Genomic DNA, 25,731 nt, shown 5'->3' on the forward strand with positions numbered 1-25,731 from the left:
GTCTCGCCCCGACCAAGCCCGGAGGGCCGATGCCCGTCACCATAGCCCTGCATTTCTGGCGCCTGACCGACGCCGAGACCGCGGACACCCTCGCACGCCACCTCTCCGAGGACGAGGCCGCCCGTGCCGCGCGCTTCGTGTTCGAGAAGGACCGGATCGCCTATCGCATCGGCCGGGGCCGCCTGCGCGAGATCCTCGGCGCGGCGACCGGGCAGGCGCCGGGTGCGCTCAGGTTCTCCTACGGCTCGCATGGCAAGCCCTTCCTGCCCGGCGGGCCGGCGTTCAACCTCAGCCATTCGGGCGGCCTCGCCTGTCTCGCGATCGCCGACCGGGTGCTGGGCGCCGACATCGAGGCGCACCGGGAGATCGAGGAGGGTGTCGCCGAACGTTTCTTCTCGCCGCAGGAATTTGCCACGCTCTCCGCCCTGCCGCCCGAGGAATGGAACCCCGGTTTCTTCCGCTGCTGGACGCGCAAGGAGGCGGTGGTGAAGGCCATGGGCGACGGGCTGTCGATCCCGCTCGATCGCTTCGACGTGACGCTCCGCCCCGGCGAGCCCGCGCGGATGACCCGCCTCGACCCGGCGCACGGAGCGCTCGCGGGCTGGCGGCTCGCGCATCTCGACCTCGGGCCGGGGATGGCGGGGGCGCTGGCGATGGAAACCGGGGGCGACACGCTCGCCCCCGAGATCCGCGAGGTGCCGGAGGGGCTGGTGGCTCACGCCTCCGCCTGAGCGCCGGTCTCGCCGAGGAAGCGCTCCATCTCGCGGGCCATGTCCTCGACGCCGACACGCTTGTCGCGCAGGACGAGGACCTTGGGCAGGCGGACGGTCTTCAGCTTCTCCGGCGCGACGATCTTCTCCCAGCCGATCGACGGGCTGAAGCCGCCGCCCGATGGGGTGATCCCGGTCACGACATGCAGCACGGGGAAGTCCACCGGCGCGGGACGATAGGCATCGCGCTTGCGGGACACGTGGGAGATGAAGCGCTCCTGGTCCTCCTCCAGATCGCTCCGCTTGACCCGTTCGATCAGGCCGAGCCTGGTGCCGAGCTGGAGGATGCCGAGCTTCCGGGTGATCGAATACATGCCCAGAAGCGCCGGGAACGACATTTCGCCCGCCCGCACCGCGCGCAGGCGCGAGCGGAGCCCGTGCCATTTCTCCTGCCGGTTCAGCTTGGGGTTCTTCGGCAGGTCGCCGGTGTAGGAGGGCTCCCACACGTCCTTCATCACCACGCCCGCGATCTCGGCGCCCTCGCGTTTCAGCACGCGCGCGGCCTCGAGCGCGAGGTTGCCGTGCACGCAATTGCCGTAGAGCAGGTAGGGCCCCTCGGGCTGCGCCTTGCGGATGACCTCGGCGTAGTCCGCGGCGATCTCCTGGAACGGGCGGTCGTCGAGCGCGATGCCGCGGCCCGCGTCGAAGATGCGCACGCAGGCGGTCTGGCGCGGGACGCTTCCGGCGGTGCCGAGGGCCAGCGCGGTCGCGGCGTTGTTCACGGCGATGAGCGGCAGGCCCTCTCCCTCCTTCCGCAGGCGCATGATCCGCCAGTCCTCGGCCGGGGTCTCTGCATGGGACCGGCGGGCCGAGACGAGGCGGGCAAGGTCGGCGGGCGTCGAATGCTCGTAGACCTGCGTCACGTCGAGCTGCACGCCCCAGCGGTCGCGGATCTTCGTCAGCAGCCGGAGGACGAGGACGGAATGGCCGCCCATGTCGAAGAAATGCGAGGCGGGGGTGACGGTCCCGACCCCCAGCACCTCGGCGAAGTCCTCTTGCAGCGCCTCGAGCACGGCCGGGTCCATCGCCTCGGACCGCACCTGTTTCGCGTTGCGCTTCGGCGCGGCCAGCACGGCACGGTTGACCGCCCCGGTCGAGCTCCGCGGGAAATCGGCGACGATGCTGATGCCGGTCAGGTCGGCGAGGGCCGCGTCGGGGCTCTCGTCCATGATCTTCTGCGGCAGCTCGTCCAGCGGCAGCGCGCCGGTCGCCTGCGGGACGACGAAGGCGTGCAGCGCCTCCTCGGTCCGGATCACCGCCGCCTCGCGCACCATCGGGTGCCGCATCAGGGCGTGTTCGGCGGCCGAGATGCGGCGCCTGTCGTCCTGTCCCCGCTCGGCGAGCAGCGCCGGCAGGGGGATGGCGGAGAGCGGCGCCTCGGCGTCCGCGAAGGCCGTCTCGAAGGCGCCGCGCACCAGCTCGGCCAGCGCCTGCGCCGTTTCGCGGTCGAAGAGCGAGGTCGAATATTCGAGGTTCATCTGCCAGCCCGAGGGCCGGCCCATCACCGCGAGGTCAAGGTCGTAGATCGCCCCCGGCGCGTGGCTGGGCGAGGACCGCAGCGAGAAGGTGCCGTAGGTCTTCGTCTCCATGAAGACCTGCTGGAGGTTGAAATTGACCGAGATCAGCGGGGTCCGCGACGGGTCGCGGCGCGGGTTCAGCCGTTCGACGATCCGGTTGAAGGGCATCGACTGGTGGGTGAGTGCGCCCTCGACCACCTGCTTGGCCTCGGCGACCTGCGCCGAGAGCGGCCGGTCGGCGGGGGCCGAGAAGCGCAGCACGAGATTGTTGATGAAGACGCCGATCATCGGGTCGAGGTCGCTGTCGAGCCGCCCGGCGATCTGGGTCCCGAAGAGCACGTCGTCCCGCCCGCTCGCCCGCGCCAAAGCCGCGGAGAAGAGCGCGCAGCCATAGGTGAAGGGCGAGACGCCCGCTGCCTGCGCGGCTACGGCGAGGCGCGGACCGAAATCCTCGGGCAGGTCGAGGTTCACCTGCTCGACGCTCGTCGTCTTGACGGGCGGGCGCGGCTTGTCGGGCTCGAGCTCGAAATAGGGGGCGTCCTTCAGGCGGGCTTCCCAGTAGGCGCCCTCCTCCTCCAGCACACCCGAGGCGAAGTAATCCTGCTGCCAGAGGGCGAAGTCGCCATATTGCAGCGGCAGGTCCGGCAGGTCGGGCGTGCGCCCCTCCTCGAAGGCCTGGGCGGCGGTGCCGATCTCGTGGCCAAGCACGCGGATCGAGGCGCCGTCGAAGCAGGACTGGTGCACCACGAAGGTCAGGATCGCCCGGTCGGCGGCAAGGCGGATCAGCGTCGCGCGGATCAGCCCGGGCTGGCCGAGGTCGAAGGGCCGCTCCGCCACCTCGTGCGCGATGTCCGAGACGCGGGCCATCTGCTGCGCCTCGGGCACGGTGCGGATGTCCACGGTGTCGAGCTTGAAGGGCACGTCGGCGACCACCTGCTGCACCGGCGCCCCGTCCTTTTCGACGAAGCGGGTGCGCAGGATCTCGTGGCGCTCGATGACGTGCTGGAAGGCGCGCTCGATATTGGCGGTCTGGACCTGCCCGCGCAGCTCCCAGCGGACGGCGACGTTCAGCGAGGGATTGCCGGGCTGCATCCGGTCGAGGAACCAGCAGCGGGTCTGCGTGGCGCTGAGCGGGAACTCGGCGACGAGCTCCGTGGCCTCGGCGGGCTGGCTGTGACGGTCTTCGCTCATTCCGCGGGCCTCCGCTCATTCCGGCGGGCACCGTTGCGGAAGTCCTTCAGCGAGGGCCGCGCCGGGCGGGCGGGTTCGCCGCCGCGGCTGTCGTGGAAGGCGGCGAGCTGGCGGATCGAGGGATGGGCGAACATGTCCCGCGCCTCGAGGTCGAGCCCGGCGTCGAGCATCTGCGCGGCGATCCGGAAGACGGCGAGGCTGTCGACGCCCAGGGTGAAGAGCGTGTCGGTGACGCCGATCTGCTCATGCCCCAGCACCTTGGCCCAGATCCCGGCGATCCGCTTCTCCGTCTCGGTCTCGGGGGCCACCTGGCTGTGCAGGGGCGTGACGCTGGCGCTCTCCGCCGGGTCGGGCAGCGCCTTGCGGTCGAGCTTGCCGTTGCCGGTCTGCGGCAGGGACGAGAGCGTCACCCAGGCGCGCGGGATCATGTAATCCGGCAGGTCCCTCGCCAGTGCCTCGGTCAGCGCCTCGGGGGCCGGGTCCTGTCCCGCGACCGGCACGACGTAGCCGACAAGCTGGCGGTCCCCGGTGCCCCGGGCGCGGAGGTCCACGGCGGCCTTGTCGACGCCCGGGAGGGCGCGGAGGCGGGTCTCGATCTCGCCCAGCTCGATCCGGAAGCCGCGCAGCTTCACCTGCGTGTCGATCCGGCCCAGCACCTCGATCTCGCCATCCGCGCGGCGGCGGGCGAGGTCTCCGGTCGCGTAGAGCTTGCGGGGGGTGCCGCCGAGGCTGACGGACCGGAAGGCGGTCGCGGTCAGGTCGTCGCGGTTGAAGTAGCCGAGCGCGAGGCCGTCACCGCCGATGTTCAGCTCCCCCGTGGCGCCGACGGGCGCGATCTGGCCCGCGTCGTCGAGGATGTGCAGCTCGGTATTGGCGATCGGGTGGCCGATGGTGATCGGCTGGCCAGGCTCGACGCGCTTGACGGCGGACCAGATGGTGGTCTCGGTGGGCCCGTACATGTTCCAGAGCTCGGCGCCCTGCGCGGTCAGGCGCTGCGCGAGGTCGGCCGGCAGGGGTTCGCCGCCGCAGAGCATCCGGAAGCCCTTCGCGGGGGTGAAACCGGCGGTCAGGACCATGTCCCAGAGGGTCGGCGTGGCCTGCATGACGGTGACGTCGCCCCGGTTCAGGCGCTCCACCAGCTTGAAGCCGTCGATCACGTCCTCGGTCTTCGCGATGACCAGCTTCGCGCCCTTCGTCAGCGGCAGGAGAAGCTCAAGCACCGCGATGTCGAACATCACCGTCGTCACGGCGAGGAGGGTGTCGGAGGCGGAAAGTCCCGGCTCCTCCGCCATCGAGGCGAGGAAGTTCACCACCGCGCGGTGCGGGACGGCGACGCCCTTGGGGGTGCCGGTCGAACCGGAGGTGAAGATCACGTAGGCCGCCTGTTCGGGCGGGACCTGCACGGGTTCGGGCGTTGCGCCCTCTTCCGCATCGCCCGTCAGGATCAGCGGCAGCGCGTCTCCCTCGGCGAAACCGGCGGTCTCGGCGCTGTCGGTGAGGATCGCGGCGACCTCGGCCGTCTCGCAGATCGCGGCGAGGCGCGCGGCGGGCTGGCGCGGGTCGAGGGGCACGTAGGTGTGGCCCGCCTTCAGGACCGCGAGCAGCCCCGCGAGCATCCCCGCGCCACGCGGCAGGCAGAGCGCCACGCGCTGGCCCCTGCCCGGCACGCGGGACTGGATCAGCGCGGCGAGCGCATCGCTCCGGGCGGCAAGCGCCGCGTAGGTCAGCGTTCCCTCCGCATCCTCGACCGCCGGGTCCCCGGCATGGGCCGCGACGCTGCGGTCGATCAGGTCGGTGAGCGTCGCCTGCCGGTCGTAGGCCCGGGCGGTCGCGTTCATCTCGGCGCCGATCGCAAGACGGTCGGCCTCGGCCAGGGTCGAGACGGCGGCGACCGGCTGCTCGGGGTCGGCGACCATCGCGGCGAGCACCGTCTCGTAGGCGCGGGTCCAGCCGCGCACCGTCTCTTCGTCGTAGAGATCGGCGTTGTAATGGGCGTCGATCCGGAGGCCCTCGGAGGTTTCGGCGAGGTTGAAGAACAGGTCGAAGTTCACCGCCCGCTTGGCGTTCGGGCGGAAGCCGACTTTCAGCCCCGGCATCTCGGCCATGGCGCTGTCCTTCTCGAGGTTGAACTCGATCTCGGTCAGCGGCAGGCGGTCGAGCTTGCGCGGGATCTCGAGCGCCTGGACGATCGCCCCGAAGGTCGTGTCCTGGTGGTCGAAGGCGGCCATCATCCGGTCACGCACGGCCTGCATGTGGGCCGCGACCGAGGCGCCCTTCGCCATCGGCGCGCGGACCGGCAGGAAGTTCACGCAATGGCCGACGAGGTTCGGGTTCGGCAGGGTCTGCTGCTCTGCCGTCGGCACGCCGAGGACCACGTCGCGCGCACCCGAGAGGCGCGAGACGAGGACCTGCATCGCGGTGAAGGTCGTGGCGAACAGGGTGCAGCCGCGCTTGCCGCCCATCTTCCGCGCGGCCTTCACCGCCTCGGGCGCGATGGTGTGGAAGACGGTGCCGCCGGAATAGCTCTTGCGCTCGGGGCGCGGGCGGTCGACGGGCATGTCGGGCAGCGCCGGGATGGTCTCGTATTGAGCCTTCCAGAACGCCATGGTCGCGCCGTTCGCCAGCTTCGCGGCGGCGGCGCGGGCATGGGCGGCGAAGGAGGGCGCGGGCGGAAGGTCGGCGGAGCGGCCCTCGACCCGGGCGGCGTAGAGGGCCGCGAGATCGTCGAGCATGACGCCGAAGGACCAGCCGTCCGCGACGATGTGGTGCATCGTCATGACGAGGACGTGGGAGGCCTCGGAGAGCGTCACCAGCGTCCCGCGCAGGGGCGGTTCGGCGGTGATGTCGAAGGGGGTCTCGCCCTCCTCGGCGATGAGCGCGTCGAGGGCCTGCTGCGGGTCGGCCGCGCCGGTCAGGTCGAGACGGGCGAGCGGGAGGGGCGCCGGGTCGGTCACGTCGAAGGTCGACCCGTCACGGGCGAAGCGCAGGCGGAGCGCGTCGTGCCGGGCGATCATGGCGTCCCAGGCGGATTGCAGGGCGCCGGCGTCGAGCGTGCCGTCGAGCGTGAGCGAGCCGCATTCGTTGAACGCCGCGGCGGCGGCACCGCCCATCTGGTGCGACATCCAGATCTCGCGCTGGCTTTCGGTCAGCGGGACCTGCGTCGCGGGGGCCAGCGTCGCGGCTGCCGGGAGCGCGGGCGCATCGGCCGCGCGCAGATCGGCGAGGATGCCGACCGACAGCAGCGTGTCGAGCGCCTTCTCGAAGGCCGAAAGCACGCGGGCACATTCGGCCTCGCCATGTTCGGTGGTCAGGAAGCCGCAGAAACCGTCCATGACATGCACGCCCTCCATCCGCATCAGCGGGTAGAGCAGGGTCGCGCGGGGGTCGGCCTCGGTCGTGTTGATGACGAACCAGCTCGAGTAATGCTCGATCAGGTCCGGCAGCCCGCGCGAGGTCATCGCATGCTTGAGCTGATCGGCGAGCGTCCTGCAGCGCTCCGCCGCCTCGACCCAGAGCCTGTCGCCCTCGCGCTCCATGAAATCGAGCGAGGCATCGACGGCGGCCAGCACCAGCGGGTGGCGCACGAAGGTGCCCGCGAAGAAGGTCGGGACCTTCTCGGGACGCGAGTCGTCGCCGTATTGCCACGGGCCGCCGTCCAGCGCGTCCATGAACCGGGCGTCACCGGCGAGCACCCCGATGGGCATGCCGCCGCCCACGACCTTGCCGTAGGTCGCCATGTCGCCCTGTATGCCCCAGACGCCCTGCATGCCGCGGCGCGAGGTGCGGAAGCCGGTGACCACCTCGTCGATGACGAGCGCGGTGCCGCCCTCCCTTGTGACATCGCGGAGGGTACGCACGAAGCTCTCGGGGCGGTGCTCGGGGTGGCGGCTCTGCACCGGCTCGACGATGACCGCGGCGACGTCGTTTATGTTGTCGCGGATCCAGTCGAGCGCGCTGTCCGCGCCGTAGGGCAGCACGATCATGTTGGCGATGCCCGAGCGCGGGATCCCCGGCGCGATCGGCAGGGGACGCGGATCGCCCGGCTTGGTGCGGCCCTTCACGAGGACCTCGTCGAACTGGCCGTGGTAATCGCGGTCGAAGACCACGACGAGGTCGCGGCCCGTCACCGTCCGGGCGACGCGCATCGCGGCCATGACGGCCTCGGAGCCGGTGTTGCAGAAGGTGACCCGCTCGTGGCCCACCCAACGGGCGAACTTCTCGGCCACCGGGCCCGCGAGGTCGGCCTGCGGTCCGATGGGGAAGCCCTTCTCCATCTGTTTCGTCACCGCCTCGACCACGAAATCGGGCGAATGGCCGAAGGCGGTCTGGCCGAACCCGTTCACGAGGTCGACGAAATCGTTGCCGTCGAGGTCGTGGATATAGGCGCCCTTGGAGCGGTCGGCGACGATCGGGAAGACGAGCTCCTTCCACTCGGCCCGGAACCCGGCGGCGGTGCGGGGGTCGGCGTGGACGTCGCGGTATTTCGCCGTGTAGGCCTTGGATTTCGCGTGTTTCGCGGCGTAGCGGTCGGCGAGGTCGCGGGCAAAGGCGGTCTGGGCCGCGTCCATCGTGCCGCCGGTGACGCTCGGGCCGCGGCCAAGCTTGAAGCCGCCCTTGGGCTGGGCCTCCTCGTCGTCCGTCGCGACCGCTTTCGGGGCGGGCGCCGCGGCGACGGCGGCCGGAGCGGGGGCCGCTGCGGGCGCAGGCTGGACCGGCGCGGGCTGCGCCGGGGCCGTGCCGCCGAGGGACTGGAGCTGCTGCGCGAAGATCGCCTGCATGGTCTGGAGCTGGGCCTGGAGCACGCCCTCGACGCCCGAGCCGAGCGCGACGGGCTGCGCTGCGGGCATCGCGGGCGCGGCGGCAACGGCGGCGACCGGGGCGGCCGCGGGGGCCGCGGCGACCGGCGCGGGGGCGGTTTCGGCCGGCATCTCGCTATCGAGATGGGCGGCGAGGTCGCTGAGCGTCGAGAGGTCCGACAGCAGCCGGCGGAAGCCGATGTCCACGCCGTATTGCCGCGAGAGCGCCTGGCTCACCTGCCCCATGAAGAGCGAATCGAAGCCGAATTCGAGGAACGAGGTTCCGGCCTCCGCCGCGGTGATCTCCTCGCCGGACATGTCGGCGAGCAGGTCCGCCAGTTCGGCGATCAGGCGGGGAAGACGGTCCACGGCGACGGGAGCGGTGGTCATGGCGGGCACCTCTTGGGCGATAGGGGCTTGAGACGGCGGGGCGGGCGGCACGGCGGGCATCGCCGCGCCCCGGGCCTCTGGCGGATCGATCCAGTAGCGCTGGCGCTGGAACGGATAGGCGGGGAGCGGCACCTTGCGGTGCCCGCGCGGCCCCTGGCGGGACCAGTCGACGGCAACGCCGCTGGCCCAGAGAGAAGATGCCGCGGCAGCCATCGCATTCATATCGGGAACCGATCTGGCATGATCCGGCAGCGATTGAATTGTACCTTGATGACTGCCGCGACCCAAGGTCTGGCCGGCAAACGCCGAGAGGGTTCGGCCGGGGCCGACCTCGACGAAGACCGGGGACCTTGTCCCGGCGACCGCCTCGAGGGCGGCCTGGAAATCGACGCAGGCCCGGGCCTGAGCCGCCCAGAAGGCGGGGTCCGTGGCCTCTGCGTCCGTCAGTTCGCGGCCGGTGACGGCCGAGACGATGGGGGTGTGAGGGGCGTTCAGGGTGACGCCCCCGGCGGCGGCATGCAGCGCCTCCGTCACCGGGTCCATCATGCGGGAATGGAAGGCGTGCGAGGTGTGGAGCCGCTGGTTCGCGATCCCCGCGGCCTCGAGCCGCGCGGCGAGCGCGTCGATCGCCTCGAAGGGACCGGCCACGACCTGGAGCTTCGGCGCATTCCTGGCGGCGAGGTCGGTGGTGTCGTCGAGATGGGGTTCGAGTTCGGCGAGCGGCGCCCGGACCGAAAGCATCGCGCCCCCGGGCTGGTCCATCATCAGGCGGCCGCGTTTGGCGATGAGCGTGAGGGCGTCCTCGAAGGACATCACGCCCGCCAGCGCGGCGGCGGCGAATTCGCCGACCGAATGGCCGATCATGGCGGCGGGGGCGATCCCCCGCGCCTGCCAGAGCTTCGCGGTCGCGTATTCGGTCAGGAACAGCGCGGGCTGGGTGATCCATGTCTCGCGGAGGGCCCGGGCGGCCTCTTCGGACGTGAGGTCCTGCCCGAGGATCAGGCGCCGGATGTCCTGCCCGAGGATCGGGGCGAGGATCTCGGTGCCCTGATCGATCCAGCGGGCGTAACCGGGTTCGGCCGCGTAGAGCCCGGCGCCCATGCCGGGATACTGGGAGCCCTGTCCGGGGAAGAGGAAGACCACGTCGGGAGCCGCCCCTGTGGCCTTCGGCGCCTTGGCGGCGCGAAGCTGGGCGATGGCGTCGGCCCTGTCCGCGGCGGCGAGGCCGAGGCGGAACTCGTGGGTCCGGCGGCCCTCCTGCAGGGTGAAGGCGACGTCCGGAAGCGGGGTGTCGGTGGTCTCGAGGTGAGAGGCCAGTTCGCCCGCCATCTGCATGAGCGCCTCGGGGGTCCGGGCGGAGAGCGGCAGGAGGGAAATGGCCTCAGTGGCCGGGGTGGCCTCCGCCGAGGGGGCCCCGACCGTCGGAGCCTCGCCGATCACCACATGCGCATTGGTCCCGCCGACGCCGAAGGAGGAGATGCCGGCGAGGCGCGGGCTGTCGCCCTCCCACGGGCCGGCGCCCTCGGGAACGTGGAAGCCCGAGCCCGCGAGGTCGATCCGCGGGTTCAGCGTGCGGAAATGGGCCACGGGAGGGATCTCGCGGCGCTCCAGCATGAGGACGGTCTTGATGACCGAGGTCACGCCCGCCGCGGCGTCGAGGTGGCCGATGTTGCCCTTGACCGAGCCGAGGGCGCAGCGCCCCGCGCCGGTGCCGAAGGCGGACTTCAGGCCCGCGATCTCGATCGGATCGCCCAAGGGCGTGGCGGTGCCGTGGCACTCCATGTAGCCGATCTGCGCGGGCGCCACGTGCGCGTCGCGGTGCGCCATGCGGATCGCATCCGCCTGACCTGCGACCGAAGGCGCGGTGTAGGACATCTTCGCCGCGCCGTCGTTGTTCAGCCCCACGCCCCGGATGACGGCGCGGATGTGGTCTCCGTCGGCCAGCGCATCGCTCAGGCGCTTCAGCACCACGACACCCGCGCCGTGGCCGAAGACGGTGCCGCCCGCCTCCGCGTCGAACGGACGGCAGAGGCCGTCGGGCGAGGCCATGCCGCCCTCCTGGTAGAGGTAGCCGCGCTTCTGCGGGAAGGTGACCGAGACGCCGCCCGCCATCGCGACCCGCGCCATCCCGGCGCGCAGGGCCTGAACGGCCTGCGTGACGGCGACGAGCGAGGTCGAACAGGCGGTGTTGACCGAGATCGCGGGACCGGTGAGGCCCAGCTTGTAGGCGACGCGGGTGGCGATGCCGTCGGAATCGTTGCCGCTCAGCAGCGTGTAGTCGAGCTGGAAGCCGGTGGTGAAGTCGCGCTGCGCGGCGCGGTCGGGGATCAGGTTCTCGAGCAGGTAGGTCGACATGGACGCGCCTGCGTAGAGGCCCACGGGGCCCGCGCGCGTCGGGTCCACGCCGGCGTCATCCAGCGCCTGCTGGCAGAGCTCGAGGAAGATGCGGCCCTGCGGGTCGGTCTCGGCGGCCTCGCGGGGGCGCATGTCGAAGAACTTCGCGTCGAACATCTCGGGGGACGAGAGGATCGAGCGGGCGGGGACGTAATTCGGCAACGCGCGGGTGGCGGGGTCGAAGGCGTCCTCGGCCTGCGCGGGATCGAAGCGTTCGATCACGCTGCGGCCGTCGCGGAGCACATCCCAGAAGGCGTCGAGGCTGTCGATGCCGGGGAGCCGCGCGGCAAGGCCGATCACCGCGATGGCGCCGTCGTCCGCCTTCTGCGGGACGGTCTCGGGTGCAGGCGCCTCGGGGGAAAGCGTCGAGAGCCGGGTGGCGAGGTCGCCGAGGCGCGGCGTCTCGAACATCAGCGCGATGTCGAAGCGGGCGCCGAGGGCGGTCTCGATCCTGGCATGGGCCTCGATCAGTTGCAGCGAGGTGCCCCCGAGGTCGAAGAACGTGTCCGAGGGCCGCGGCGGAGGGCAGCCGAGGACGGATTGCCAGACCTCCGCGATGCCCCGCCGGGTGGCGTTGGTGTCGCGGCTCTGCTCGGGCGCGGGGGCGGCCTTCGCGGCGCGCAGGGCCTTGCGGTCGACCTTGCCCGCCTGCGTCAGCGGGAAGGCGTCGAGGAGGTCGATCTCGCGCGGGATGATCTCGCGCGAGAGGGCGCCGGCGGCGGCCTCCTTCAGCGCGGCGGTGAAGGCGGCAGGGTCGGCGACCGGCGCCTCGGGGATGACGAAGGCGACGAGGCGGGCGGCGGGGGTCTTCACCAGCTCGACCACCGCGTCGGCCACGCCGGGGAGGTCGCGCAGGACGTGTTCCACGCCGTCGATCTCGACCCGGCGGCCGGCGAGCTTCACCTGCCGGTCGGCGCGGCCGGCGAAATCGTAGAGCCCGTCGGGACGGCGGCGGGCGAGGTCCCCGGTCAGGTAGACGAGGCCGGCGTGCCCGGGGCGCGGGTCGGGGATGAAGACCTCGGCCGTCTTCTCGGGGCGCTGGTGGTAGCCGAGCGCGACCTTGGCCCCGGCGATGGCAAGCTGCCCGGTCTCGCCCTCGGCGACCGGCTGCAGGTCGTCGCCGAGGAGCAGCGCCTCTTCCAGGGGGAGCGCGTGGCCGAGAGGAATGGCACCGGCACGGGCGTCCTCGGGCGTGACCTCGTGCACGAGGCTCTGCACGCAGGTCTCGGTGGGACCGTAGGCGTTCACCAGCCGGATCCCGGGCCAGCGCTCCAGCAGGCGCGCGGCGAGCGGGGCGGACATCACGTCCCCGCCCGCGACCGAGAGGCGGACGGTGGCGAAGGCCTCGATCCGGTGCTCGATCATCAGGTGGTGCAGCCCGGCGTACCAGGGCGTGACGGTGACGCCGTGGCGGGTGATCGCCTCGGCCACGATGTCGAGCGAGGCGGTCGCGGCCTCGACCACGGCCACCGCGGCGCCCGAGAGCAGCGGCACCATGATCTCGTGCAGCGCGCCGTCGCAGGCGATGGTGGCGGCATGCAGGCAGACGTCGCCCGGCCCCATGGCGATCGCGGGCTGGCAGAGCGCCATCGCGGTGATCGCCCGGTGCGGCAGGACCACGCCCTTCGGCGTGCCGGTGGTGCCCGAGGTGTAGAGCACGCAGGCCGGGGCCTCGGGGCCGGCAGAGAGCGGCGCGCCGGGTTCGGCCCCCTCGGACCCGGCCTCGCCGATCACGAGCAGGGGGAGCGCCGCGCCGAAGAGGGCCCGGCTGTCCTCCAGCCGCCCGGGGGGGCAGAGCGCGGCCCGCATCGGCAGGTCGCCCGCGATGAACGCCAGCTGTTCGGGCGCGAAATCCGGGTCCATCGGGACGTAGACCGCGCCAAGCCGAAGGCAGGCGAACATGCCGGTGATCGCCTCGAACCCGCGGCCCGCGCAGAGCGCGACATGATCGCCTTCCCCCACGCCCTCCGCCTCGAGCGCGGCGGCAAGGCGCAGGACCTCCGCCGCCAGCCCGGCATAGCTCAGGCGGCGGTCACGACCCAGCAGCGCCGGGGCGTCCGGCGCCGCCGAGACAGCCGCGGCAAACGCCTCGTACACCCCGGTATCGGGGAGGCGGGCGGTGTGGGTGTCCGTGCTCACGAGGGTGCGTGGCTCCTGGAACTGCGTCGCCGGAGGGCCGGGCAGACGCGCGGATGATGTCGCGGATCCATGACGCGCAGACGATCGGGGCGGGCGTCAGGCCCGCTCCGTCCGGTGCCGATCAGGGATTGCGCGGCTTGGAAACAATGAAACCGGGGCACAGATTTACTGTCAAAAGAATAACGCGAAACATGGCGGTCATGCGGCGCGCGGCGGGACGGGACAAGGGACATATCCTCATGATTAGCAACGATTTCAACCGGCCCCGGGCCTTCACCACCGGACCGCTGCGCACAGGCTCCATTGTCGGATGCGCGACGACAAACAGACGCCGTTCCGAAGATTGGTGCAACGACCCGGCATGATCGGGGGTCTCGCATCGCTTTGCGGGGAATCATGGACCGTTTCATGGCAATGGCGGGACCGGCCCGCGCCTTGTCGCCACGTGGTGCCATTCAGTCACGCCGCTCCAGCAGGTAGCCGCGGCTTGCGCTGCGGCCGAGCCAGGGGTGGGTGGGGATCGCATGGGAGAGCTCACCGATCTCCCAGCTGTCGCGCAGATCGTAGCCGAGGGCGTCCAGCTCGGCCTGCCAGGCGGCGCGGGACCGGATCTGGTAGGGCACGCGGCCGTGGCCGATACGCTCGATGGTGAAGACCGCGGGACCGTCGCGCAGCGCGACCTTGTTCAGCAGGATGTGCCGCGGCCGGCCGCCCAGATCCTCCAGCAGGGCGGCGAGCGGGCGGTCGAGGTATTGCATCAGACCGGAGGCGAGCAGCAGGTCGGGACATTCCAGCCCCTTCAGCGTCTCCGCGAACCGCAGATCCGCCGGCAGACCGCCCGCCGCCTGACGCTTCCGCGCGGCGGCGACGATGCCGGGCAGGTCCTGCACGGTCCATTGCAGGCCGGACAGGTCCAGCACGCCCGAGAAGGCGATGTATTTCGTGCCGAGGTGCCCGCCCGCGTCCACCACATGGCGCAGGTCGGGCAGAAGCCGGCTCAGCCAGAAGATCAGCGGGTAGTCGAAGGCCGCACGTTCACACATCTGCGGGAAGGAGACATCGGCGATGCTCTCGTCGTCATAGCCGCCCCGCAGGCTGGCGGGGATGGCCGCAAGCGCGGCGTCCCGGCTGTCGTAGGCGCCGGCGAAACGCGGCGGCCGGGGTGTCATTGCCCGGGCGCGCGCGCCCGCGGCGCCGACCCCCTGGGCAAGGGATTTCGCCGCCCGACCGGTGGCGCGCAGGACGTCGTTCATGAAAGGACCCTTTTGCGGAAACCCGAGGAAAGCTGCGCCCAGAGCCGGGGCGCGAGGCGCCAGAGCGCCAGGATGTAGACGGCCAGCGCCGCGAGCCCGTAGAGCACCGCCTCGACCAGCGGCGGAAGGCCCATGCCGTCGGTGCCGAGGTTCAGCGCCAGCAGCACCCCGGTCCCGAGCGCCAGCGGCACCAGCGCGCCGGTGATGTCCGACAGGATCTCGGCCGGGGTGACGCCGGCGTAGCGCCGGAACAGCCAGAAGGTCGCGACCAGCACAAGCACCGCGATCGCCACCTGCGACCACGCGAGCGCTTGGAGCCCGAGGTGCACCGCCCCGAAGGTCAGCGCGGTCGAGATGGCAAAGACCACCCCCGCGAAGACCGGCAGCACCCGGGCATGGCCCGAGACGGACATGGTCGGTTCGGTCAGCAGGCCGAACATGAAGACCAGACGGCTGAGCGCGAGGATGGCCACCAGCGGCCCGGCGGGCTCCCACTCGGCGCTGAGCAGGCCGCGGATCAGCTCGTCGCTCATGCAGATGAGCCAGAGGAAGACCGGCGCGCTGAGCGCGAAGAGACCGCTGAGAAACCCCCGCAGCGCCACGCGCAGCCGGGCCTGCTGCGCGTCGGCAGGCCCTTCGTCGCGGGCCAGCCGCAGCCGCGTCCAGGCCAGGAGCTGGCCGGGCACGGCGATCACCTCGGCCACGGCGCTGACCAGACGGTCGGCGGCGCGGAAATAGCCGACCGCCGCCGCGCCGAGGAAGCCGCCCACGATGAATGTGGCAAGGTAAAGGCGGACGTAGGTGAACATGCGGCTTGCGAAGATCTGCGCCGAGAACGTCCAGAGATCGCGCAGCACCGGCCCCCGCAGCCCCGCCCGCGGCGGCATCCGCGTGACGAGGAAACTGAGCGCGAGATGCGTCGACTGGTAGGCGATCCGCCCGTAGGCGAGCGAATAGACACCATGCCCGCGCAACAGCCCCGCGACGGCGACGATGAGGCCCACGACCTCTCCGACGATCTCGCAGAGCGCCGAGGCCTTCATCTTCCGCTGCCAGATCATGACCCCCTTCTGCGCCGAGGAGGCGGTGGCGAGAACCACCCAGGCCGCGAAAAGCTCCATCAGGACAACGGTATCCGCGGCGACGCCGAAACGCCCCGAGAGCTGCGCGGCAAGGATGCCCAGGAGCGAGACCGCCGCGCCGCTGGTGATGGCGATGAAGAGCACCTGCTGCGGCACGCGGCTGTCGCCCGACCAGGCCATGATGAAGGGCGCCCAGCCGAATTCGGAAAACCGGAAGAGCAGGATGGCGCAGGCAGAGACGAGGGCGAAGACCCCGAACTCGGCCGGCCCGAGAACGCGGGCAGCGACGATGAAGATCGCGAACTGGGCCGCCTGGGAGACGATCCTCTCGGCAACGGTGATCGCACCGTCGCCCAGCATGGAGCTTCCGCCCCTGCGCGTCTCTGCGGAGGTGTCTGTACTCATGAATGTGGCAGTCTGATGGCGATGGCTGGCGGCGTGTCTGAATGTGGGCAAGTTAATGGCCGATTTCGCGCCAAGTAAGGACGCATCGCGTTTAAATTATGGCAGTGGTTTCACATATCGAAACGAAGCGTTCTTGGTGACAGCGGCTTAACCTTAGTTTACAGGGCCCGTGTTGCCGAAAGCGAAACGCTGTGTCGCGGAAAGAAAAAAGTCACTCCGCCACAATCGTCTATCTTCAGAACTGGCATGATTCGGCACGTAAATTTGGGGGTGGGGTAAGTTTTACCCTGACTTAGTATGACTTTTCAGTTGTCGGATCGCACCGACCGGGCAGGCTTCATCGGAAGCAGCTTCGGGGTGCTCGTTGCGGAGAGAGCTGCCCTCTCCCGCCCGCACAATCCAAGGGCCAAGGCCGCCTTCGACAAGGTGCTCGCCCTGCTGGCGCTGCCGGTGCTGCTGCCGGTCGGGCTGATCGTGGCGCTGGTGCTCGTCATCGCCGATGGCGGGCCGGTGCTCTATTTCCAGCGCCGGGTCGGACGGCACGGCAAGACGTTCCGCTGCTGGAAGTTCCGCACCATGGTCCGCGACGCCGACGCGGCGCTCGAACGCGCGCTCAAGGCCGACCCGGCGCTGCGGATCGAGTGGCTGGCGAACCGCAAGCTCAGGAACGACCCGCGGATTCACCGCGTCGGCCACTTCCTGCGGAAGAGCTCGCTCGACGAGATCCCGCAGCTCTGGAACGTGCTGAAGGGTGACATGTCCTTCGTCGGCCCCCGCCCCGTGGTCGCGGACGAGCTGCATTTCTACGGCCCCTTCGCTGCCGATTACATGTCGGTGCGCCCGGGCTTGACCGGCGCATGGCAGGTCAGCGGCCGCAGCAACACCACCTATGACGAGCGGGTGGCGCTGGATGTCGACTACGTCCGCAACATGACATTCGCGAACGACTTGAAGATCGTGGCCAAGACGGTGAAGGTGGTGCTCGCGCAGACCGGCGCCCGGTAACCTTCCGCATGATGATGGCCCGCCCCGTTCCCGACCTGGCCGACCCGGCACCCCTGATCGTGGCGATCGCCACGACGGGCCGGGCCCCGGTGCTGCGGGAGACGCTGCGCCACCTCGCCACCTTGCCCGACCGGCCCGATCTCGTGGTCCTGTCCGTCGCCGACCCCGCCGATCACGACGGAGACACCGCGGCGCTGCCCTTCCCCCTGACGGTGATCGAGGCGCCGCGCGGGCTCTGCGCCCAGCGGAACGCGGTGCTCGACGCGGTCGGCGGCTCGGGCGTCCTCGTCTTCCTCGACGATGATTTCCTGCCCGCGCCGGGCTTCATGGCGGCGACCCGCGCCGTCTTTGCCGCCGAACCGGACGTGGTGATGGCCACGGGCCGCGTGCTCGCCGATGGCATCCTCGGCCCCGGGCTGGACCACGCCGAGGGGCTGCAGCTGCTCGCCGCCGCGGACGACACCGCCGCGGCGCCCGAAGAGGTCTACAACGGCTACGGCTGCAACATGGCGATCCGCCTGGGCGCGGTGGCCCGGACCGGCTTGCGGTTCGACACCGCCCTGCCCCGCTACGGCTGGCTCGAGGACGTGGACTTTTCGCGCCGGCTCGCCGCCGAGGGCCGGATCGTGAAGGCGCCCGCGATGCAGGGCGTGCATCTGGGCACCAAGACCGGACGCTCGCGCGGCGTGCCGCTCGGCTATTCGCAGATCGCCAACCCCGTCTACCTGATGCGCAAGCGCACGATGGCGCCGCGCCGCGCGCTGCGGATGATGCTGCGCAACTGCCTCGCCAACCTCGCCCGCGCCCCCCGCCCCGAGCCCTGGGTCGACCGGCGCGGGCGGCTGAAGGGCAATCTCCTCGGGCTGCGGGACCTCCTGCTCGGACGGATCGCGCCCGGCCGGATCGACCGGCTGTGAGCGCCGCCGGCCCTGCGCCGGGCAAGGGGCGCGTCGTCATCCTCAACGATTCATCGATCGCGCGGGGCGGGGCCACCGGGCTCGCGCTGATGTCGGCCCGGATGCTGCGGGCACGCGGCCACGCGGTGAGCTTCATCAGCGGCGACACCGGCGACGGCGGCGCGCTTGCGGCGGAGGGGATCGAGGCGCTCGCCCTCGGGGGTCGGCTGCTGCTCGACCGCAAGCGGATCGAGGCGGTCCGCAGCGGGCTCTACAACCGCGCCATGGGCCAGCGCATCGCGGCAGAGATCGCCGCGCGCGACACGGCCCAGACGGTCTATCACCTGCACGGCTGGTCCCGGATCCTCTCGCCCGCCGTGTTCGATGCGCTGCGGCCGGTGGCAGCCCGGACCTACGTCCACGCGCATGACTACTTCCTCGCCTGCCCGAACGGCATCTACTTCGACTATCGCCGGGGCGAGGTCTGCGGCCGCGTTCCGCTGTCGGCGAGCTGCCTCGGGACGAATTGCGACCGGCGGTCCTATGGCCACAAGCTCTGGCGCGTGCTGCGCCAGCGGGCGCTGCGCCGCGCCTTCGGGCCCGGGGCGCCATGGGCGGGGGTGATCTCGCTCGGGCCGTGGATGACGGAGCCTCTGGCGCGCGGCGGCGTGCCCGAACGGCTGATCACGCCGGTCGGCAACCCGGCGAGGGCCTTCACCACCGAACGGGTGCGGGCCGAGGCGGCGGAGCGGTTCTGCTACATCGGCCGGACCGAGCGCGGCAAGGGGGTCCGCACCCTCTGCGAGGCCGCGCGGCTCGCGGGCGTGAAGCTGCGGGTGATCGGCGATACCGCGCTTCAGCCCGACCTGCCGGACGCCTTTCCCGAGGTCGCCTTCACCGGCTGGGTCGATCAGGGCGACATCGGCCGCCACCTTGCCGATTGCCGCGCGCTCGTCGTGCCCTCGCGCTACCCCGAGCCTTTCGGCCTGGTGGCGGCAGAGGCGTCCCGCAGCGGGCTTCCTGTGCTCATCTCGGACGTGATGCCGCTGGCGCGGGAGGTGGCCGACCGCCGGCTCGGCCTTGCCGTGAACAGCCGCAGCGCCGAGGCCCTGGCCGACGACCTCCGCCGAGCCGCCGCCCTGCCGGCGGCGGAACTGCGCGACATCTCCATCCGCGCCTTTGCCGCGGAGGACACGTTCAGCCTGACCCCCGAGGCCTGGATGGACCGGCTGGAAGCGCTCTACGCCCGCGCCGCGGGCGCCGGCTGAAGAACGGAAAATGCGGCGCCGGGAGCAGCGCCGCATTCCCTTTCGACCGGGGGCCGGAGCCCCGCGGTTCAGACCTCGACGGTCGGGTTCACGACCTCGGGGTTGTTCTTCAGCGCAAGGCCGAAGGTCATCAGGGCGACGCCCGTGGTCAGCAACTCGACCGCCAGCAGGATGCCCAGCGAGACGACGGCGGAGCCCGGGTAATTGGCGAAGATCATGATCGCGAGGATGATCGAGATCGCCCCCGAGAGGACCATCATCCAGCGATATTGCGTCATGCTGAAAGCGTAGAAGATCTTCGCGATGCCGCTCGCCAGGAACAGGATCGCGGCCACGAAGGTCAGGGTCAGCACGCCCGCCAGCGGGTTGGCGAGCAGGGTGATGCCCATCCAGATGTAGACCACGGCCAGGAAGATGTTCCAGAGCCGCGCGCCCCAGCCCGAGACCTGGAAGATCGCGATGACCTGAAGGATGCCGCCGATCAGGAAGAACCAGGCGACGAGCTGTTCGGCAGTGACGCTCGCCGCGAAGGGATTGAACAGGGCCAGCACGCCGCCGACCACGCTGAGGACTCCGAGTCCGAACCACAGATACCAATAGCGCATATTGAGCCTTCCTTCTGAACGCGGAGACATCCGCGGAGACCACTCAACCTTGATGCGAATTGGACATTCGGTCAACGGCTCGGAATGGCGAAGTATTTTCACTGTTACCCAACGGCACCTAACCCAGCGTCATGCAGGGCGGCAGATCTACCCGAGGTTGCGGTCGGACGGGGGCGGTGCGGCGCTGCCGCGCGCGATGAACTCGACCTCGATCACGTCCGATGGCCCGGTCAGCGCGGCGGTGTCGATGAGGCCCAGCAGCAGCTCGGCCGCGCTCTCTCCGATGCGGGTGCGGGGCTGGCGGATCGTGGTCAGCCGCGGCGTCAGGTGCTGGGCCATCTCGATATTGTCGAACCCCACGACCGAGACGTCCTGCGGCACCCGCAGCCCCGCCGCCTGCACCACGCCCATGAAGCCCACGGCCATCTCGTCGGACGACAGGAAGAGCGCCGAGGGCCGGTCCGCCATCCGCAGGAAGGCCCGCGCGGCGGCGGCCCCCGAATCCATGGTGAAATCGCCCTCGAGCACCCAGTCCTCCCGCAGCGGAAGACCCCGGGCGGCCAGGCCGCGGGTGAACCCCTCAAGCCGTGTCTCGGTCAGCACGTTGCCCCGCGGCCCCGTGACATGCCCGATCGCCCGGTGGCCGAGACCGGCAAGGTGATCCACCGCCATCTCGGCGCCGCGCGCGTTCTCGACCGTGACCGAGGGCAGGTCGCTGCCCATCCATTCGCAGGCCATCACCACCGGCGGGCGGCCCGGCGTCCGCAGCACCTCGGGCGAGAGCGTGCCGTCGAGCAGGATCAGCCCGTCCGCCTGGCCGGAGGTCAGGTAATGCGCCAGCCGCTCGTCGGGATCGGGCCCGGACTGGGTGTCGGCCACCAGAAGCCCGTACTGGGCGGGCGTGAGCACCGAGGAGAGTCCGGCGAGGATCTGGGAGAAGAACGGGTTGGCAAGGTTGGGCACCAGCACGATCACCGACCCGGTGCGCTGGCGCCGCAGGTTGGAGGCGGTGGCGTTGACCCGGTAGCCGGTCTCGGCAATGGCCGATTGCACCGCCTCCCGAGTCGCGGGCGCGACCACCGAGGGTTTCGAGAGCGTCCGGCTGACCGTCGCCGTGGAGACGCCGGCCGTGCGGGCAACGTCCTGAATAGTCGCAATTTTCCGATCCATGGGGTCTCCGCCGCTGAGGCGCCAATCTGGGCCATGAAAAAGATGTTGTAAACGATTTCATCTTTTGTCACGCTCCCGTGCAAACGATTACATGCGCCCCGGAGGAGACCCGGCGCATGGGGAGGACATAGTGAAGACGATCAAGGGCCCGGCGCTCTTCCTCGCGCAGTTCGCGGGAGACGAGGCGCCGTTCAACGACTGGCCGGGAATCACCCGCTGGGCGAAGGAAGCCGGCTATGACGGCGTGCAGGTGCCAAGCTGGGACAATCGGCTGGTGGACCTCGACAAGGCGGCCGAGAGCAAGGGCTATTGCGAGGAATGGGCCGGTCAGGCCGCCGAGGCCGGGATCGAGGTCACGGAGTTCGCCTGCCACCTGCAGGGCCAGCTCGTCGCGGTCCACCCGGCCTATGACGCCGCCTTCGACGGTTTCGCGACCGAGGCCGTCCGCGGCGACCCGAAGGCGCGGCAGGCCTGGGCGGTCGATCAGGTCCGCAAGACGATCAAGGCCTCTGCCAACCTCGGGCTCACTGCCGTGCCGACCTTCTCGGGCGCGCTGGCCTGGCCCTACATCTATCCCTGGCCGCAGCGCCCGCAGGGTCTGGTCGAGATGGCCTTCGACGAGCTTGCCACCCGCTGGCAGCCGCTGCTCGATTACGCGGACGAGCATGGCGTGAACCTCTGCTACGAGATCCACCCGGGCGAGGACCTGCACGATGGCGTCAGCTACGAGATGTTCCTCGAGCGGGTGAACAACCACCCCCGGGCGATGATGCTCTACGACCCGAGCCATTACGTGCTGCAATGCCTCGACTACATCGACAACCTCGACATCTACGCCGAGCGGATCGGGGCCTTCCACGTGAAGGACGCCGAGTTCAACCCGACCGGGCGCCAGGGGGTCTACGGCGGCTACCAGTCCTGGGTGAACCGGGCCGGCCGCTTCCGGTCGCTGGGCGACGGGCAGGTCGATTTCGGCGCGATCTTCTCGAAACTCGCCGCGATGGATTTCGACGGCTGGGCGGTGGTCGAATGGGAATGTGCCCTCAAGCACCCCGAGGACGGGGCCCGCGAGGGCGCGCAGTTCGTCCGCGACCACATCATCCGCGTCACCCCGCATGCCTTCGACGATTTCGCCGACGGCGGAGCGGATGATGCGGCCAACCGGAGGATGCTGGGGCTGTGAACAGGTTCGAAGGACGCGAGGGGCCGATCCGGCTCGGCATGGTCGGCGGCGGACAGGGGGCGATGATCGGCTCAGTCCACCGGATCGCGGCGCGGCTCGACGGGCATTTCTCTCTGGTGGCGGGGGCGCTGTCCTCGACGCCCGAGAAGGCGCTGGCCTCGGCCCGCGAGGTCGGCCTGCCGGAGGACCGGACCTATACCGACTACGTCGAGATGGCGAAGCGCGAGGCGCGGCTGAAGGACGGGATCGAGGCGGTGGCGATCGCCGCGCCCAACCACATGCACTACCCCGTCGCCCGCGAATTCCTGAAGCGCGGCATCCACGTGATCTGCGACAAGCCGCTGGCCGGCACGCTCCAGGACGCGAAGAAGCTCGCGAAGGCGGCCGAGAGCTCCGAGGCGCTCTTCGTTCTGACCCACAATTACACCGGCTACCCGATGGTCCGCGAAGCGCGCGAGCGGGTGGCAAGGGGCGATCTCGGCGAGATTCGCCTCGTGCAGGTCGAATACCCGCAGGACTGGCTGGGCGACGTTCCGGCGCCGGACAACAAGCAGGCCGCGTGGCGCACCGACCCGGAGCGCAGCGGGCCCGGCGGGGCGACCGGCGACATCGGCACCCACGCCTACAACATCGCCCGTTTCGTCACCGGGCTGGAGCTCGAGGCGCTGGCCGCCGACCTCCAGGCCTTCGTGCCGGGGCGGCCGATCGACGACAACGCCCACGTGATGCTGCGATTCAAGGGCGGCGCGCGGGGGATGCTCTGGTGCTCCCAGGTCGCCGCCGGCTGCGAAAACGCGCTGCGGCTGCGGGTGTTCGGCACGAAGGCAGGCGTCGAGTGGCGCCATGACGAACCCGAACGGCTGCGTGTCACGCCCATGGGCGGCCCGGTCAGCATCGTCACGCGCGGCTCGGCGTCTTCCGGTGAGGCCGCCGGGCGCCTGACCCGCATCCCTGCCGGTCACCCCGAGGGCTTCTTCGAGGCCTTCGCCAACATCTACGCCGAGGCCGCCGCCGCGATCCGCGCCGCGCGCACCGGCGCGGCCCCCGACGCGGCGGTCACCTACCCCACCATCGCCGACGGGGTCGAGGGCGTGGCCTTCGTCGACGCCTGCGTCCGCTCGTCGAAACGCAACGCCGCATGGGTGAGCCTGTGAGCGCCATCCTCGCCGCCCGCGGGGTGACCCGCAGCTTCGGACCCATCGAGGTCCTGCACGGGGTCGATTTCGACCTGCGGCCCGGCGAGGTCCATGCGCTGATCGGCGAGAACGGCGCCGGCAAGTCGACGATGATGAAGATCCTCGCGGGCTACCTCGCGCCCACCACGGGGGATCTGCTGCTCGACGGAGAGCCCGTCCGCTTCACCGACCAGCGCGACGCGGAACAGGCCGGGATCATCATGATCCACCAGGAGTTCAACCTCGCCCTGCCGCTGACCATCGAGGAGAACATGTTCCTCGGCCGCGAACGCCGGAAGGGTCCGTTCCTCGACCAGAAGGCGATGCGGGCCGAGGCGAAGGGCCTGCTCGCGCGGCTGGACTGCCACATCGACCCGCGGGTGCGGGTGAAGGACATCTCGGTCCCGAACCGCCAGATGGTCGAGATCGCCCGCGCCATCGGCCGCAACGCCCGCGTCCTCATCATGGACGAACCGACGGCCGTGCTGACCAACCGCGAGACGGACATCCTGCTGGAGCAGATCGACCGCCTTCGCGCGCAGGGGACGGCGATCCTCTACACCTCCCACAAGCTGGACGAGATCGCGCGCATGGCCGACCGCGTGACGGTCCTGCGCGACGGGACCCACATCACCACGCGGGCGGCCCAAGGCTTCACCGAACACGCCATGGCCGAGGCGATGGTGGGCCGCGAACTGTCGGACCTCTTCCCCGAAAAGCCCGTGCCGCGGGACGAGGTGGTGCTGGAGGTGCAGAACCTCACCGTTCCCGGCAAGGTGCGCGACGCCTCCTTCACCCTCCGCCGCGGCGAGGTGCTGGGCTTTGCCGGCCTCGTCGGCGCGGGCCGGACCGAGCTGATGGAGGGGATCGTCGGCCTCCGCCCCGCGACGGGCCGCGTGAGCGTTCACGGCCATCCGCTGAAACCCGGCAGCGTGCTGGCGGCGCGGCAGGCGGGGCTCGTCTACCTGACCGAGGATCGCAAGGACAAGGGCCTGCTCCTCGGCAAGAACCTGGTCGAGAACCTGACCCTGCTGGCGCTCGACCGCTTCGGCACCCTATCCATCGACAAGGCCGCCGAGGCCGCGGCGCTCGACCGCGCGATCGACGAGTTCGACATCCGCGTGAACGACAAGGAGATGGTCGCGGGCAGCCTCTCGGGCGGCAACCAGCAGAAGCTGCTGCTGGCCAAGACCATGCTGGCCGAGCCCGGGATCGTCATCATCGACGAGCCGACCCGCGGCATCGACATTGGCACGAAACAGCAGATCTACGAATTCATCGCGGCCCTCGCCCGCGCGGGCAAGAGCGTGATCGTCGTCTCCTCGGAACTGCCCGAGGTGATCGGCCTCGCCTCCCGCGTGGTGGTCATGGGCCGCGGCTTCATCGCGGGCGAACTGACCGGGGACAAGATCACCGAGGACGCGATCCTGCGCCGCGCCATGGGCGTGGCAGACGAGAAGGCAAGCGCATGACCGACACCACCGCCACCGAGACCCGCGCCACCCCGCGCCGGAGGCTCAATCTCCAGGTTCTCGGCCCCGTGATGGCGCTGATCGTGCTGATCATCCTCGGGGCCTCGCTGAACTCCAACTTCCTGAGCTACGGCAACGTGACCAACGTGCTCGCGCGCTCGGCCTTCATCGGGATCATCGCGGTCGGCATGACCTTCGTGATCACCGCCGGGGGGATCGACCTGTCGGTCGGCTCCATGGCGGCCTTCATCGCGGGCGTGATGATCATGGCGATGAACTACATGATCCCGACGCTCGGGATCGGCATGCCGCTGGTGCTGGCGGGGATGGTCGTGGCCCTGCTGACGGGGCTCGCGGCGGGGCTGCTCAACGGCTTCCTGATCGCCAAGGTCCAGATCGAGGCCTTCATCGTCACGCTGGGCGCCATGGGCATCTACCGCAGCCTCGTGACCTGGCTGGCCGACGGGGGCACGCTGTCGCTGAACTACGACGCGCGCAGCTTCTACCGCCCGGTCTATTACGACGGCCTCTTCGGCGTCGCCTGGCCGATCATCGTCTTCGCCCTCGTCGCGATCCTGGGCGAGCTGGCGATGCGCAAGACGCCGTTCGGCCGGCACTGCGCCTCGCTCGGGGCCAACGAACAGGTCGCCCGCTACTCGGCCGTGAAGGTCGACCGGGTGCGCATGGCCACCTACGTGCTGCTCGGCCTGCTCGTCGGCGTGGCGACGATCATGTACGTCCCGCGCCTCGGCTCCGCCTCCGGCTCGACCGGCGTGCTCTGGGAGCTCGAGGCCATCGCGGCCGTCATCATCGGCGGCACAGTCCTCAAGGGCGGCTTCGGCCGGGTTTGGGGCACCGTGATCGGCGTGCTGATCCTGAGCCTCATCGACAACATCCTGAACCTCGCCTCGATCGTCTCGCCCTATCTCAACGGCGCGATCCAGGGGGTCATCGTCATTCTCGCTGTCGTCTTGCAGCGCGAAAGCAAGTCCGCCGACTGAGCGGCAATCTGGGAGGAAA

The 25,731-nt window shown here is 70.5% G+C and carries 14 protein-coding genes; 8 read left to right on the forward strand and 6 right to left on the reverse strand.

What is annotated here, in order from left to right:
* The first annotated feature begins 29 nt into the window (after positions 1 to 29).
* A complete protein-coding gene (locus Q344_RS23680) occupies positions 30 to 731 on the forward strand; it encodes a 4'-phosphopantetheinyl transferase family protein (protein WP_051630544.1) in 702 nt (233 codons plus the stop codon).
* On the opposite strand, the gene Q344_RS25115 is transcribed toward Q344_RS23680, so the two are convergent.
* The 4 genes from Q344_RS25115 to Q344_RS0110410 form a co-directional block, all read right to left on the reverse strand.
* Positions 716 to 3,478, reverse strand: coding sequence for a condensation domain-containing protein (locus Q344_RS25115; protein WP_051630545.1), 2,763 nt, complete (start codon positions 3,476 to 3,478; stop codon positions 716 to 718). The genes Q344_RS23680 and Q344_RS25115 overlap by 16 nt on opposite strands.
* Positions 3,475 to 13,197, reverse strand: coding sequence for a hybrid non-ribosomal peptide synthetase/type I polyketide synthase (locus tag Q344_RS23690; RefSeq protein WP_084178378.1), 9,723 nt, complete (start codon positions 13,195 to 13,197; stop codon positions 3,475 to 3,477). The genes Q344_RS25115 and Q344_RS23690 overlap by 4 nt, the downstream gene beginning before the upstream one ends.
* A gap of 455 nt (positions 13,198 to 13,652) precedes the next feature.
* Entirely contained in the window at positions 13,653 to 14,450 is a 798-nt protein-coding gene (locus tag Q344_RS23695) for a methyltransferase, TIGR04325 family (protein WP_036539080.1), read from the reverse strand.
* Positions 14,447 to 15,892 (reverse strand): oligosaccharide flippase family protein, encoded by a 1,446-nt coding sequence (locus Q344_RS0110410; protein WP_028286645.1) that lies wholly within the window; start codon positions 15,890 to 15,892, stop codon positions 14,447 to 14,449. Before Q344_RS0110410 ends, Q344_RS23695 begins: the two co-directional genes overlap by 4 nt.
* A 354-nt stretch (positions 15,893 to 16,246) precedes the next feature.
* Between Q344_RS0110410 and Q344_RS0110415 the strand changes: the two genes are divergently transcribed.
* From Q344_RS0110415 to Q344_RS23700, 3 genes are read left to right on the forward strand one after another with little or no spacing between them, the layout of a single operon-like run.
* Complete coding sequence (locus Q344_RS0110415) at positions 16,247 to 16,942, forward strand: sugar transferase (protein ID WP_051630547.1); 696 nt, start codon at positions 16,247 to 16,249, stop codon at positions 16,940 to 16,942.
* Between the two features lie 8 nt (positions 16,943 to 16,950).
* Complete coding sequence (locus Q344_RS0110420; RefSeq protein WP_229669265.1) at positions 16,951 to 17,859, forward strand: glycosyltransferase family 2 protein; 909 nt, start codon at positions 16,951 to 16,953, stop codon at positions 17,857 to 17,859.
* A complete protein-coding gene (locus tag Q344_RS23700; RefSeq protein WP_036539083.1) occupies positions 17,856 to 19,106 on the forward strand; it encodes a glycosyltransferase family 4 protein in 1,251 nt (416 codons plus the stop codon). Before Q344_RS0110420 ends, Q344_RS23700 begins: the two co-directional genes overlap by 4 nt.
* Before the next feature lie 68 nt (positions 19,107 to 19,174).
* Here the strand turns inward: Q344_RS23700 and Q344_RS0110430 are convergent, their stop codons facing one another.
* Both Q344_RS0110430 and Q344_RS0110435 read right to left on the reverse strand, forming a co-directional pair.
* The gene (locus Q344_RS0110430) at positions 19,175 to 19,711 is read right to left on the reverse strand and encodes an HdeD family acid-resistance protein (protein WP_051630549.1); all 537 of its coding nucleotides are present in this window, start codon (positions 19,709 to 19,711) and stop codon (positions 19,175 to 19,177) included.
* 147 nt (positions 19,712 to 19,858) lie between these two features.
* On the reverse strand, positions 19,859 to 20,881 hold the full coding sequence (locus Q344_RS0110435) for a LacI family DNA-binding transcriptional regulator (protein ID WP_028286649.1): 1,023 nt from the start codon (positions 20,879 to 20,881) through the stop codon (positions 19,859 to 19,861).
* A 130-nt stretch (positions 20,882 to 21,011) separates the two neighbouring features.
* Here Q344_RS0110435 and Q344_RS0110440 point away from each other — a divergent pair, with 130 nt between their 5' ends.
* Genes Q344_RS0110440 through Q344_RS0110455 form a run of 4 tightly spaced genes read left to right on the forward strand, consistent with a single transcriptional unit; the run spans position 21,012 to position 25,712 of the window.
* A complete protein-coding gene (locus Q344_RS0110440; protein WP_028286650.1) occupies positions 21,012 to 22,064 on the forward strand; it encodes a sugar phosphate isomerase/epimerase family protein in 1,053 nt (350 codons plus the stop codon).
* Positions 22,061 to 23,218 (forward strand): Gfo/Idh/MocA family protein, encoded by a 1,158-nt coding sequence (locus Q344_RS0110445; protein ID WP_028286651.1) that lies wholly within the window; start codon positions 22,061 to 22,063, stop codon positions 23,216 to 23,218. The genes Q344_RS0110440 and Q344_RS0110445 overlap by 4 nt, the downstream gene beginning before the upstream one ends.
* Entirely contained in the window at positions 23,203 to 24,711 is a 1,509-nt protein-coding gene (locus Q344_RS0110450; protein ID WP_028286652.1) for a sugar ABC transporter ATP-binding protein, read from the forward strand. Before Q344_RS0110445 ends, Q344_RS0110450 begins: the two co-directional genes overlap by 16 nt.
* Positions 24,708 to 25,712, forward strand: a complete 1,005-nt coding sequence (locus Q344_RS0110455; protein ID WP_028286653.1) for an ABC transporter permease — start codon at positions 24,708 to 24,710, stop codon at positions 25,710 to 25,712. Before Q344_RS0110450 ends, Q344_RS0110455 begins: the two co-directional genes overlap by 4 nt.
* The last annotated feature ends 19 nt before the right edge of the window (positions 25,713 to 25,731 follow it).

It is taken from the genome of Pseudooceanicola nanhaiensis DSM 18065 (assembly GCF_000688295.1).
Classification (GTDB): Bacteria; Pseudomonadota; Alphaproteobacteria; order Rhodobacterales; family Rhodobacteraceae; genus Pseudooceanicola; species Pseudooceanicola nanhaiensis.